General features: G+C 61.3%; 8 protein-coding genes. 7 read left to right on the forward strand and 1 reads right to left on the reverse strand.

The window, feature by feature from the left end:
- Nucleotides 1–2: 2 nt before the first annotated feature.
- The 6 genes from ACZ1HH_RS11225 to ACZ1HH_RS11250 are packed head-to-tail and all read left to right on the forward strand — an operon-like array spanning nucleotide 3 to nucleotide 10,623.
- Complete coding sequence (locus ACZ1HH_RS11225; RefSeq protein ID WP_472636667.1) at nucleotides 3–1,025, forward strand: glycosyltransferase family 2 protein; 1,023 nt, start codon at nucleotides 3–5, stop codon at nucleotides 1,023–1,025.
- Nucleotides 1,022–5,581: a MupA/Atu3671 family FMN-dependent luciferase-like monooxygenase gene (locus ACZ1HH_RS11230; RefSeq protein WP_472636668.1), complete on the forward strand. Its 4,560-nt coding sequence runs from the start codon at nucleotides 1,022–1,024 to the stop codon at nucleotides 5,579–5,581. Before ACZ1HH_RS11225 ends, ACZ1HH_RS11230 begins: the two co-directional genes overlap by 4 nt.
- Nucleotides 5,578–6,288, forward strand: coding sequence for a 4'-phosphopantetheinyl transferase family protein (locus ACZ1HH_RS11235; protein ID WP_472636669.1), 711 nt, complete (start codon nucleotides 5,578–5,580; stop codon nucleotides 6,286–6,288). The genes ACZ1HH_RS11230 and ACZ1HH_RS11235 overlap by 4 nt, the downstream gene beginning before the upstream one ends.
- Complete coding sequence (locus tag ACZ1HH_RS11240; protein WP_472636670.1) at nucleotides 6,285–7,250, forward strand: hypothetical protein; 966 nt, start codon at nucleotides 6,285–6,287, stop codon at nucleotides 7,248–7,250. Before ACZ1HH_RS11235 ends, ACZ1HH_RS11240 begins: the two co-directional genes overlap by 4 nt.
- Nucleotides 7,247–9,784 (forward strand): hypothetical protein, encoded by a 2,538-nt coding sequence (locus tag ACZ1HH_RS11245; RefSeq protein WP_487320280.1) that lies wholly within the window; start codon nucleotides 7,247–7,249, stop codon nucleotides 9,782–9,784. The genes ACZ1HH_RS11240 and ACZ1HH_RS11245 overlap by 4 nt, the downstream gene beginning before the upstream one ends.
- Nucleotides 9,781–10,623, forward strand: a complete 843-nt coding sequence (locus ACZ1HH_RS11250) for a glycosyltransferase family 2 protein (protein ID WP_472636671.1) — start codon at nucleotides 9,781–9,783, stop codon at nucleotides 10,621–10,623. Before ACZ1HH_RS11245 ends, ACZ1HH_RS11250 begins: the two co-directional genes overlap by 4 nt.
- 10 nt (nucleotides 10,624–10,633) lie before the next feature.
- Here ACZ1HH_RS11250 and ACZ1HH_RS11255 read toward each other — a convergent pair whose 3' ends face one another.
- Nucleotides 10,634–11,848 (reverse strand): glycosyltransferase, encoded by a 1,215-nt coding sequence (locus ACZ1HH_RS11255; protein WP_472636672.1) that lies wholly within the window; start codon nucleotides 11,846–11,848, stop codon nucleotides 10,634–10,636.
- Nucleotides 11,849–12,052: 204 nt separating this feature from the next.
- Here ACZ1HH_RS11255 and ACZ1HH_RS11260 point away from each other — a divergent pair, with 204 nt between their 5' ends.
- Nucleotides 12,053–13,405 (forward strand): oligosaccharide flippase family protein, encoded by a 1,353-nt coding sequence (locus ACZ1HH_RS11260; RefSeq protein WP_472636673.1) that lies wholly within the window; start codon nucleotides 12,053–12,055, stop codon nucleotides 13,403–13,405.
- The last annotated feature ends 1 nt before the right edge of the window (nucleotide 13,406 follow it).

Consider the following 13,406-nt stretch of genomic DNA (forward strand, 5'->3'; position numbering starts at 1 on the left):
TGATGGCGCGCAACACGATCCTCACGATCATCCTGAATTTTCGCACGCCTGCCATGACCCTCAAAGCGGCAGAAGCCGCATTGGAGGAGATGGAAGATCTGCCGGGCGAGGTGCTGATAATCGACAATGGCTCGGGTGATGGATCTTTCGAGGCTCTGCAGGCAGGCGCCGCCGCGCGCGGCTGGCTTGACAGCGGACGGTTGCGCATCGAGGCCTCCGCTGTGAACGGCGGGTTTGGTGCCGGCATGAATATCGGCTTTCGCGCACTGCTTTCGGACGGTACGCGGCCTGACTTCTTTTATCTGCTCAATTCAGACGCGTTTCCGGAACAAGACTGCATCTCCACCCTGAGGGACTTCTTGCTCAAGACGCCCGAGGCGGGGCTTGCAGGATCTTATGTCCATGGTGAGGACGGTACTCCGCATTGTACGCTCTTTCGATTTCCCACAATCGCAAGCGAATTTGAAGGGGGCGCGCGTACAGGTTTCATTTCGCGTTTGTTAAAACATGCCATCGTGCCCTTGGACATTCCAACTGCCGTGCAACAAGTGGACTGGACCGCCGGAGCCAGCATGATGATCCGCCGCAACGTGATCGAAGCCGTCGGCGGGTTTGACGAGACGTTCTTTCTCTACTTCGAGGAAACCGAACTGTGCCACCGCGCTGCGCGTGCGGGCTGGCGCACCTATTACGTCCCACACAGCACGATCACCCATGTCGGATCGGCCTCGACCGGAATGAAGACGTGGGCGCGCACGCCAGAGTTCTGGCTCGACTCGCGTCTTCACTATTTCACGCAGAGCCACAGCGCGCTCTATGCGGTTGCCGCAACCTGCGCACGGCTCCTCGGAGGGTCAATTTATGGCTTGCGTCGCCTGATATCCGACAAGCCCCGCGCTGATGCGCCACATTTTTATGGCGACTTGACGCGCCATCATGTCAAACGCGCGCTACGGCCACGTCCCGCACCGCGCCCCGCACGGCCCTTTGCGCCTGATCCCGTCTTGGAGGACAACAAGTCATGACTATTTCAACCGTCGTCATTGGCAATGAATCCCTGCTGATCGGTTGTTGCGAGGCCTTGCTGGCACGCGGTCATGATATTCGCGCCGTCGTCAGCACAGATGCTGAGATCACCTCTTGGGCAGCCTCCAAGGGTTTGAACACACATTCTAAGCCGCTAGAGATTGACATTGAATTCGACTGGCTTTTGTCGATTGCAAACCTGCAGGTCCTGCCAGAGGCGGTGATCTCCAAAGCGCGACTGGGGGCGGTCAACTTTCACGATGGCCCGCTGCCAGACCGGGCGGGTCTCAATACGCCAAATTGGGCCATTCTCGAAGGCGCTGAAGAGCATGGCATCACGTGGCACCTGATCGAAGGCGGCGTCGACGAGGGCGATATTCTGGCCCAGCGCCGGTTTGCGATTGCACCAGATGAGACGGCCTTTAGCCTCAACTCCAAATGCTACGGTGCTGCACTCGACAGCTTTGGCGAAGTGCTCGAGCAACTCGAGAGCGGCGCACTAGAGCGCACGCCGCAAGACCTCAGCCATCGCCGCTATCATGCACGCAAGGATCGCCCCGATGCGGCTGGCTTCTTGCGGTTTGACCGCAACCGCGACACGCTTTTGTGTCTGGTGCGGGGCCTTGATATGGGCGGCTATTGGAACCCGTTGACCACGGCCAAAATCCGCTTGCCGGGACAGGTCGCTGCGGTCGGTGCAGCGCAAGCCACCGAAGACGAGGGTATTCCGGGAGAAGTTCTCGCGGTGAGCGCAAATGCTCTGACCGTTGCCTGCGCCGATGGTGCAATAGAACTGCGCGACCTGAAGACCCTCTCGGGAGGGGCGTTGCAGCCCTCTGCCCTCCTCGAAGTGGGTGATGTGCTGCCCACCCTCTCCGATCAAGAGGTGGAGGCCCTCAATGCAGCGGCGCAGACCTGCCAAAAGGCGGAACCTTATTGGCGCCGCTCTTTGGCTGAGATGCTACCCTTGCCCGTGCCACTGCAGGGCGCGGAACTCGACGTCGAGGCCACTGCCGACATCCAGTTGCCGACGGATTGTGCGCCCCGGACCCTGATGGCCGCAGTGCTGGCGTGGCTGTTGCAGAGCCTCGGTGAGACCGCAGGCTCAATCGCGCTCTCGCTACCGGATCTGCACACGTCAGACGACTTGGGAGTGCTTTCAAACTGGGTGCCGCTGAGCGCGGAGATCGACGAAAAGATCAAAACTGTAGAGGCCCGCGCGGCCGAGGTTCTGGACCGCTTGGACAACATGGGGGGCTTTGCAACCGACCTCATCCTGCGCGCGCCGGAAGTCACGATTGAAACACCTCCAGAGGTTGCGCTGTGCCTTGGGACGAACCTCGCCCCCGCACAGGCCAAACTGGCCCTGATCCAGTCGGATAGCCGATTGCAGCTGCGCTCTTGCCAGCTATCACCCGAGGCGCTGTCGATGCTGGCTGCGCGGCTTCAGTGCCTGCTAAACACGCTGCCCGAAGACGGCGCAGCGACGCTCTCCACGCTGCCAATGCTGCCCGATTCAGAGCGGACGCGCCTGATTGAGACATGGAACGATACCGGTTGTGACTACCCCACAGATCAAACCATTCACGCCGCTTTTGAGGCGCAGGTGGCAAGAACCCCAGATGCGATAGCGGTCGTTTTTGAAGATCAACAGCTGACCTATCGCGCGTTGAACCAACGCGCTGACGCGCTGGCCCGACATCTGCATGACCTCGGTGCAAAACCGGGCAGCCATGTGGGCGTGTATCTGCGTCGCTCCATGGATCTGGTGATTGCAACGCTTGGTATTTTGAAGGCCGGCGCGGCCTATGTACCGCTTGATCCTACCTACCCCGCCGACCGTATCGCGCATTACATCACCGACAGTCAGGCCGCGGTCATAGTCACCCATGAAAGCCTCGCTGCGGAACTCCCCCAAAGCGATGCCAGGCAGCTGCATCTCGACGCGCTCGACCTCACAACCGAGGCGGACCCGATCCGGGCAGGTGCTGCCGAAGATCTCGCGTATCTGATCTATACCTCAGGCTCCACGGGCTTGCCAAAAGGCGTGATGGTGCGTCATCGCAATGTGGCGAACTTCTTTACCGCGATGGATACGCGCATCCCCCATCAGCCGGGAGACGCCTGGCTCGCGGTGACAAGCCTCTCGTTTGATATTTCGGTGCTGGAGCTTTTCTGGACACTTGCGCGCGGCTTCAAACTGGTGCTCTCCAGCGACGAGAGCCGCCTGCAGCTGGCCAACGGTCCCATCGGGCTCAGCGATCGCAAGATGGATTTCAATCTCTATTACTGGGGCAATGACGACGGCGCGGGCGAAAAGAAATACGAATTGCTTCTAGAGGGCGCCAAGTTTGCGGATGCCCATGGGTTCAATGCGGTCTGGACGCCAGAGCGGCACTTCCACGCCTTTGGTGGCCCCTACCCGAACCCCTCCGTGACCGGTGCCGCCGTGGCAGCGGTGACCCGCAATATCGGTGTGCGGGCCGGCTCCTGTGTGGCGCCGCTTCATCACCCCGCGCGCATCGCCGAAGAATGGGCGGTCATCGACAATCTGACGGGCGGGCGCGCGGGTATTGGCTTTGCCTCGGGCTGGCAGCCGGATGACTTCATCTTGCGCCCCGAGAACACGCCGCCCGCCAACAAACCAGCGCTGTTTGAAGCCCTTCAGACAGTGCGAAAGCTCTGGCGCGGTGAAGAAGTCGCTTTCCCGCGCGCGGATGGTGGCCAGCATTCGGTGGTCACGCAACCACGCCCGGTTTCAGAGGAACTTGCCGTCTGGGTCACCACGGCAGGCAACCCGGAGACATGGCGCGAAGCTGGGCGCGTGGGGGCCAATGTGCTTACGCATCTTTTAGGCCAGAGTATCGACGAGGTCGGCGACAAGATCGCGCTATACCATGCCGCGCTGCGCGAGGCGGGGTATGACCCGGCGGATTTCACCGTGACACTCATGTTGCACACCTATCTCGCCGAGACCCGCGAAGCCGCCCGCGAGGTGGCGCGCGAACCGATGAAGGACTACCTGCGCTCCGCGGCTGGACTCATCAAGCAGTATGCCTGGGCTTTTCCGGCGTTCAAACGCCCGAAGGGCGTCGACAATCCCTTTGAAATGGATCTCGGCAGTCTCAGCAGCGAGGAGCTGGAAGCCATCCTCGATTTCGCATTTGAGCGATACTTCGAAGAGTCAGGTCTCTTTGGCACGGTCGACGACGCAGTCGCGCGCGTCGAGGATCTCAAGCGCATCGGCGTCGATGAGGTCGCCTGCCTGATTGATTATGGGATTGCACCGCATGTGGTGCTTGAAGGGCTCAAACCCCTTGCCGAAGTCCTGCGCCGCTCCAATCGCGTGCAAGAGTTGGCAAATGACGACTTCTCGCTCGCTGCGCAGATCGTGCGTCACGGGGTGACGCATATGCAATGTACCCCCTCGATGGCGCGCATGATTGCCTCTGATGCAGATGCAAGCCCCGCGCTCGGGCGCTTGCGACACCTTCTCGTTGGCGGCGAGGCCTTGCCCGGCGATCTTGTTGCCGCCCTGCGCGAGCAGACCAGGGCCACGCTTCACAATATGTATGGCCCCACTGAGACTACGATCTGGTCCACGGTTGAAACGCTGGAACGCGCCCCAACGGGTATTGCCCCGATCGGAACGCCTGTGGCCAATAACTCTGTCTACGTTCTCGACGCCAAGGGGCAACTCGCCCCCGTCGGGGCGGCAGGTGAACTCTACATCGGCGGCGCAGGCGTGACGGCCGGGTATTGGCGGCGCGACGCGCTCACGGCCGAACGGTTCCCCGACGATCCCTTCGTGCCAGCGCAAAAGATGTATCGTACCGGGGATTTGGTGCGGTGGCGCGAGGACGGCAGGCTCGATTTCCTCGGGCGCACGGATCATCAGGTCAAGATCCGCGGCCAGCGGATCGAACTGGGCGAAATCGAAACCGCGCTGGCCGCAGTCGAGGGCGTGACCGCTGCAGTTGTGATCCCACGCAAGATCGGCTCAGACGAGCGGCTGGTTGGCTATGTCACCGCATCCGGCGTTTTCTCAGAGACCGAGGCCAAGGCACAACTGTCGCGGCAACTCGCCGGGGCAATGGTGCCGTCACACATAGTGGTGCTTGAGGCTTTCCCTCTGACGCCCAACAAGAAAATCGACCGCAAGGCGCTGCCCGACCCAACCCCCAGCCGACAAGAAGCACATGTAATCTCTGCCGAACCTCAGTCGCCCGTACAGCAGAAGATCTCGGAGATCTGGAAGGCGCTCCTTGGCGTGCCGGCTGTTGGCAAAAGCGATAATTTCTTTGCGCTCGGTGGGCATTCCCTATTGGCTGTTCAGGCTCATCGCGACATTCGCAGCGCGCTTGAGGTCGAGCGGTTGTCGATCACGGATATCTTCCGCTTTCCGACCCTCGACGGGTTGGCCTCACACCTGGAACACCTGCAGACCGGCGACACCGCGGTTGCGGAGACGTCCCCTGCCGCCCCGGCAGGGCGTGCAGACACCATGTCCAAACGCCGCGCAATGCGCGCCAATCGCAAAGCCCGCTCTGGATGATTGCACCCCGACCCGCGCCACAGGATATCTCGCAGCAGCGCCAGCACGCGCTGCGCCAACTCTTGTCAGATCCGATCGCAATCGCCACCTGCGACCCACATGGTGACCTCCCGGAACCCTTTGCCGAAGAAAGCGCCTGCTTGTCGCCCAATGCCGTGGAAAAGCGGCGGCGCGAATTTGCCGCCGGGCGCGCCTCGGCGCATCAGGCGATGCGCGCGTTGGACCAACCCTGTGCGCCGATCCTTATCGGGCCGAAACGCGCGCCTCTTTGGCCAGAGGGTCTGACCGGCAGCATCACGCATTGTGCCTCCTGCGCCATGGCGGCGGTTGGGTTTACACGCGACTTTACCGGCATCGGCGTCGATGTCGAAGAGGACACACCCCTGTCGCGCGACCTGTGGGACAGCATCGCAAGCCCCGCCGAACAAACCTGGATCGCTGCACAGCCTGACCCTGGCCAAGCTGGCAAACTGCTGTTTTCTGCAAAAGAAGCCGCCTACAAGGCTCAGTATTCCCGTTCGGAGCGCTTTTTCGGCTTCAGTGGGCTCGAACTTGTCTTCGACACAAACAAAGGGCAGTTCACGGCCTGTTTCACGTCGGATCAGTTGCCTTACCGCAGCGGAGATCTCCTCCGGGGTCGATTTGCGATCACCACTGGGGTAATCATCACCGCGGTTGAAATCTCAACGAGTGAGCTGTGCCCATGATGAATCGCCTGCGCCATCTGCCGCGCCGCGCTTTGCTGCTGATCTGCGCCGCCCTACCGGTTGGCGCGCTCACGCTTTGGTCTCTGGGATCGCGCGGCGGCAGCCCAGTCGAGGTCCCACCACTTCCTGCCCCGCAGGCCCCATTGACGGTGTATCACCTCGGACACTCACTGGTGGGCGCGGATATTCCGCATCTCCTGGCGCAGTTTGCAGGCTCCGGCCACGCCTACAATGTCCAGCGCGGCTCAGGTACATCGCTGAGGGCGCATTGGGAAGAAAGCGAGCCGATCCTCGACTTTGACAAGGTCAACGCCGCTCCGATCTGGCGGGCCCCCAAAGAGGCGCTCTCCACGACGGACTATGATGCTGTGATCTTCACCGAAATGGTGGAGCTGCGCGATGCGATCAAGTATTTCGACGGTGCACGCTATCTCAATCGGTGGGCCGATCTGGCACGCAAAGGCAACCCGAACGCCCGGCTCTATCTGTATGAGACATGGCACCGGCTCGACGATGCCGAGGGGTGGCTCAATCGTATTGACGCCGATCTGGAGGCGCTGTGGTTGGATGAACTCGCTGCCCGCGATGACCGCGCGACCTCAGACCAGCCCCTATATCTCATCCCCGGAGGCCAGGTGCTTGCCGCCGTTACACGCGCAGCCGAAGCCGGGGAGATCAACGGCCTCTCAGACCGCGAGGCGCTGTTTGATCTGCTACCGGACGGCACGCGTGACCAGATCCATCTCAGTCCGCTTGGCGCCTATATCGTCGCGCTTACGCATTATGCGGTGCTTTATCATCGCACTCCTGAGGGCCTGCCCCACAGGGTAGCCCTTGCCGATGGTACGGAATTCAAAGCACTCGACGCAGAAACCGCCCGCGAGTTGCAATCCATCGTATGGCGCACCGTCACCCTCCTGCCCCGCACCGGCGTAGCAAGTGCCAAATCGGAGGCATCATGAGCACGGAGGCCCTCATCACTGCCGTGATGATGATTGGGCATTCTCTGATCGGTCCTGAAAATCCGCGCATGCTGCAACAGCTTCTTCAGGCCGGGCAAGAGAACCGACCCGTGGTCGAGTTCCAGATCATCAACGGTGCGCCCCTGCGGTATAATTGGGAACACGCCGACAAGGCCCAGGGGGTCAATGCCCGCACGCGCCTCGCCGAAGCTCCGGTGGATGCGCTGATCGTGACAGAGGCGATCCCGCTCGCCAATCATCTGCGCTGGAGCGATACCGAAGGCGCGATAGAAAAATTCTATAGCGTCGCCGCCCAGTCGAACCCCAATGTGACACTATATGTTCAGGAGAGCTGGCACAGCCTCTTGAGCGGAACCGGAGAAGAGGTGCCCTTTGATGTCGGGGGCGACGTGGCCTGGCGCAGCCGCCTCGACAACGATCTGCCCCATTGGCAGGGTGTCGTAGAAAAAGTGCGCTCAAACACCGGCGGCGACATTCGCCTCTTGCCCACAGGGCAAGCCCTTGGTCGTCTCGCGGACGCCATCGAAACCGGCACCGTGCCGGGGTTGAGTAGGATCAACGATGTCTTTTCGGACGACATTCACCCCAATGACATCGGATTCTATTACCTCGCGCTTGTGCAATATGCGGTGCTCACCGGCACCTCGCCCGAAGGCCTGCCACGCGTCCTGAAAACCGAATGGGGCACACCCTACAAGGCGCCTACTGCCGATCTTGCGCTGCGCTTGCAGGAAATTGCGGCGGGCGCGGCCACGGGATCACAAGCGCGCATGACGCTTCCACCGGATCCTGTCGCGTTGCCGCTCGAGCCCGGGCCTGCAATCCTGAATGACGAGACCTCTGTTGCTGCCCTGCCATCCGGGAAACCGATTGTACGCAAGCAGCCGATTGCGATGAACCTTGCCGCGATCCGCGATTGGAGCCCGCAGGCACCTTTCCTCGATCACTTCAAGACCGCGCGCGCCTGGATCGGACATTTGCCCGGGCGCTGGGGCGGTGTCACCGAAGAAGAGCTGCGCGCCGCAGGCTATCTCGACCCGGATGGCTGGCCGCTCGCTATTCCGCCCGAGCTTGGCTCCATTGGAACCGTGCTCTTGAACGATCTGCCAGAAACCGCCACCAGCCTCTCGGGGCGCTATGTCGTGCGCTTTGACGGCAAAGGCATCGTCGAGGCGGGGGGGCGGGCAACAAATGTCCGCTATGGCAAAAACCAGGTCTCGTTTGATTTTGAGCCCGGTCCCGGCGCGGTGGATATTCGCATTCAACGCTCTGATCGCGCGGGTACGGGCGACTATGTGCGCAACATCACCGTGGTGCGCGAACGCGACCTGCCAGCCTATGATCAAGGGGCGCTGTTCAACCCGGACTGGCTTGACCGGATAGAAGGCTTTGCCGCGCTACGTTTCATGGATTGGATGGATACCAACAATTCGGACCAGATCGGTTGGGAGGATCGTCCGCGCTATCGCGACTACACTTGGAGCACCCGCGGTGTGCCCGCCGAGGTCCTCGTGACGCTTGCCAACCGCGTGGGCGCCGATCCCTGGTTCACCCTGCCACATATGTCCGACGATACTTATGTCCGCAATTTCGCCACGCTCGTGCGCGATGGACTGGACGAAGACCTAAAAGCCTATGTGGAATATTCCAACGAGGTCTGGAACTGGCAGTTCCAACAGGCCCAATGGGCAGACAAGCAGGCGCAGGAGGCCTGGGGCAAAGACGGCCTGTGGCTACAGTATTATGGGGCAAGATCCGCCGAAATCGCCGAGATCTGGACCGAGGTTTTTGCTGAAGGCACGGATCAAGTACAGCTGCCTGACCGCCTTGTTCGGGTGATGTCCACTCAGACCGGCTGGCTCGGGCTTGAAGAGCAAATCCTGACTGCGCCGCTTTGGACGGCCGAAGACCCGGATCGCCAGCCACCCTACCGCAGTTTTGATGCCTATGCCGTCACCGGATACTTTGGAGCATCACTCGGAATGCAGGAACAGGCGCCCATGGTGCGCGCCTGGCTCGCTGACAGCCGCGAGCGCGCGCGTGATGCCGGGGTTCAAAACGGCCTGCGCGGGGCGGCGTTGGCCGGCTATGTTGAGGACCATCAGTTCGACATCGCAACCGCGCAGGCCCTGGTCGAATTGCAGGATGGGTTGAACAGCGGCTCGCAAGAGGGCGCGCTAAACGACCTCTTGGCGCGCATCCTCCCTTATCATGCCAAGGTTGCGGCAGAACACGACCTGGACCTTATCATGTATGAGGGCGGCACCCATGTGGTCGGCCACGGCCCGCTGGTCGATGATGACGCGCTGACCGCGTTTTTCACGCATCTGAACTACAGTCCGGAGATGGGCGAGCTTTATCGCAAGCTGCTCAATGCCTGGCCCGACATCGGCGGAACCCTGTTTGGCGCCTATTCCGATGTGTCGGTACCAGGGCGCTGGGGCAGCTGGGGCAACTTGCGGACCCTTTCAGACAAAAACCCCCGCTGGGATGTGTTGGAGGCAGCCAGGTGACAGCCCCTCCCCAGCGCCGGATTTCCATCCTCATCCCCGCCCACAACGAGGCCGACTATATCGGTGATTGTCTCACGGCGCTTTATGCGTCTGAGATTCTCGGGCACGAGATTGAAGTCTTGGTGCTGGCAAATGGCTGCACTGACGAGACGGTTGCACGTACGAGAGAGATCCCCGCCCCCGAAGGCTGGAGGCTGCGCATTCTGGAGCGGGCAGAGGGCGGCAAACTTGCGGCTCTCTCTGAGGGTGATCACGCCGCAACTGGGGAAATTCTGGTGTATCTGGATGCCGATGTTCAGGTTGAAACAGACCTGCTGGCGCAAATTGCAGAGGCTCTCGGCAAAGGCCCAGCCCTCTACGCCAGTGGCACGCCATGTGTGGTCCCAGCACAGAGCGCGGTCACCCGTGCCTATGCACGCGCATGGGTCCGCCTCCCTTTTGTAAGGATTGGCACGCCGGGGTTTGGGATCTTTGCCATGACCCGCGCCGGGCGGGCGCGCTGGCAAGACTGGCCCGCGATCATCTCAGACGACACCTTTGCGCGGTTGAACTTTCGCCCTGAGGAGCGCGTCCGCCTGCCCGGTCGCTATCATTGGCCCATGGTCGAAGGGTTTCGCAACCTCACCCGCGTGCGCAGACGACAGGATCGCGGCGTCGAGGAGATCAAGGAGCTGTTTCCACAGCTTTTGCAAAATGACGACCGACGCCCGTCTAGCGCACACAGCCTTGCTCGCGTCGCGCTGACACGTCCTCTCGCTGCCACAGTCTATGTTGCCGTTGCACTGGCGGTGAAAACCAACCTGTTTGCTTCAAATGATGTTTGGACGCGCGGGCGCTAAGCGAAGCCACTCACTCAGTGTTTTCCGCGATCGCATCTGCAAAATGTTGCGCCAACTTCTCGGCTTCACGGTCGATATCGTGGCGCTCGAGCACGCGCGAACGCGCCTTCTGGCCCATCTCTTCAAACTGCGTTCTTGGCAATGCGGCGACCTCTACCATGAGATCCGCCAAGGCCTGTGCATCACCCGCGGGCACCATCCAGCCAGTTTCGTCTGGCACAACCAGTTCGGGTGTGCCGGCGACATAAGTGGCCAGCACTGGTCGTCCGGAAGCCATGGCTTCCATCACCACCATCGGCAACCCCTCGGCAAAAGACGGCAGCACCAAAGCGTGCGACTCCACGAGCGCCGTGCGCACGCCCGCCTCCGAGAGCCATCCGGTGAGGGTGACATTCTCGTAAAGCCCATGCGCTTTGATCGCGGTTTCCAGATCGGCGCGCATCTCGCCGTCACCAACCAAAGACACATGAATGTCAGGGACCGCGCGCACCGCTAGGGCAAGAGCCTGGATCAGAACCATCAGTCCCTTCTGCTCCACAAAGCGCCCGATGGCCACCAGTCGCAACGGGCCCTCTGGTACAGGGGCCGGGGCGCTGAACCGCGCGGGTTCGATACCGCAATGCACAATCTTGATACGCGGCCAAGCGCCATACGCCGCCCAGCGGCTAAGTTGACTGCGCCCGAAGCTTGAAATCGCCACGGCGAAACGGGCGCGGTCCACTTTCTCGCCCAACGAAAGCGCATGCGGCGCGTCGAATTCTTCGGGTCCATGGGTGGTAAAACTGTACCCCGGTGCGCCTAGCGCATTTGCCAAAAGTGCAACCGTTGTAGCATTGGTGCCGAAGTGCGCGTGAAGATGCGCGCACCCCACACGCGCAGTGACGCGGGTCACATAAGCCGCCTCCAACAGATAGATCAAATGCCGCAGTCGCTTGGACTGGGCCCTTCCAAGCCGCATCGCCAACAGGAAAGCGCGCCAGCCGGAAAGCGGCGCGCGCAAACCGCAAGCCAGAAGTGCGAACACAAGACGCGCCGCACCCGCGGCCAGCACATAGTGGCACTGCGCCGCCTCCGCCTGATCACCGGGATCCACAAGCGCCTGATCCGTCGCCCGCATCGCAAGCCGGACCACCGTGATCCCCCGCCGCTCGAGCGCTTGGATTTCACGGCGAATGAAGCTCTGCGAAGGTTGTGGGTAAGTATTGAGCACATAGGCAATTTTCACGCCGGTTGATCCCTTTCCGCGGTCCGCACTGAAACCTAGCCGGATCACCGGATTTTGCCCAGACTGAACCACCTCGCGCGCTCTTTTGCGCACACCCGTGGTCCAAAAGGCTACCCCACCCCATCTGCCCTGGTGCGGCGATTGACCTCCTGCCAGCGCGGACTTAGCCTTGGGACGACCCTCAATGGCTCGACCTGGATCCCAATGACACTCAGCACCACCAATCAGAGCCTGATGGCGCGCGTTGTGCGTTCGACGTCATGGATCGTTCTGGGGTTTGGGACTGGCCAGATCCTGCGACTCGGGTCGAATTTGTTGCTGACGCGCATCCTCTTTCCCGAAGCCTTTGGGCTCATGGCTCTGGTCACTGTGATCATCATTGGCCTCTCGCTGTTTTCGGATATGGGCATTTCCAATGCCATCGCGCAAAACCCCCGAGGCGATGAGCCGGATTTTCTCGACTCCGCCTGGACCGTTCAAATTATCCGGGGCGGGCTCCTGTGGCTGCTGACCTGCGCCCTCGCCCTGCCTGCCGCTTCTTTTTATGACGCCCCCGAACTGGCCTATTGCCTGCCGATCGCGGGGTTTAGTCTGGTCCTACAGGGGCTTTTACCGACACGGGTCGAGACGGCGTATCGCCATCTCCTTGTAGGGCGGGTGACGGCCATCAACCTCATGGCACAGGCCTGTGGCATCCTCTGCATGGTGACACTTGCCATCTGGACCCAATCGGTGATCGCACTCGCGATTGGCACTGTCGTTCAGGAAGGTGCCAAACTGGCACTTGTGCACTGGACGCTACCCGGGCGGCGCAACAGCCTGCGGTGGGAGCCCGCAGCCACGCATGAGCTGATCGGCATGGGCAAGTGGATCTTCCTTTCCACGGCCTGCTTCTTTCTCACGACCCAGGGCGACCGGGCGATCCTGGGCAAATACCTCTCGCTTGAGGCGATGGGCATCTACAATATCGCGTTCTTTCTGGCGAATTTTCCGGTCCAACTGGGCCAGGACGTCAATCAACGCCTCATGATCCCGGTCTATCGCGACAAGCCAGCGCTTGGGAGTGACGAAAACCGGCGCAAACAGCGCCAGCTTCGCTACGCGCTCACGGGGGGGATCCTGTCGATCCTGTGGCTGATGGCATGGATTGGTCCGTGGCTTGTGGAGCTCTTGTATGATGATCGCTATGCGGCGGCCGGGCCGGTGATCGTTCTGCTTGCGAGCAGCCTGGCCCCGTCGATCATCGTCCTGACCTACGATCGTGCCGCGCTGGCTGCTGGCGACACCAAGCGATTCTTCTTTTACACGGCCACCCGCGCCTTTGTTCAGACCGCACTGTTTCTGGCGGGTGTCACCCACTTTGGACTAGTGGGGGGCATTGCGGCGATGGGGCTGGCTGTTTTCTGCTCCTACCCGACATTGATGCGACACACGCGCCCTTACCGGGCTCAGGACCCCGGGCACGATCTGGTCTATCTGACCGCCAGCCTCGTGATGTGTGGGAGCGCACTCTGGTACCACTGGCCCAAAATCGCAGCCAGTGTCGGGGTCATGTAAC

It is taken from the genome of Epibacterium sp. HA2-3 (assembly GCF_055693725.2).

Bases quoted from the DNA above. Each gene is read 5' to 3' on its own strand.
- ACZ1HH_RS11225 (WP_472636667.1), top strand. From the start codon at position 3: ATGGCGCGCAACACGATCCTCACGATCATCCTGAATTTTCGCACGCCT.
- ACZ1HH_RS11230 (WP_472636668.1), top strand. From the start codon at position 1,022: ATGACTATTTCAACCGTCGTCATTGGCAATGAATCCCTGCTGATCGGT.
- ACZ1HH_RS11235 (WP_472636669.1), top strand. From the start codon at position 5,578: ATGATTGCACCCCGACCCGCGCCACAGGATATCTCGCAGCAGCGCCAG.
- ACZ1HH_RS11240 (WP_472636670.1), top strand. From the start codon at position 6,285: ATGATGAATCGCCTGCGCCATCTGCCGCGCCGCGCTTTGCTGCTGATC.
- ACZ1HH_RS11245 (WP_487320280.1), top strand. From the start codon at position 7,247: ATGAGCACGGAGGCCCTCATCACTGCCGTGATGATGATTGGGCATTCT.
- ACZ1HH_RS11260 (WP_472636673.1), top strand. From the start codon at position 12,053: ATGACACTCAGCACCACCAATCAGAGCCTGATGGCGCGCGTTGTGCGT.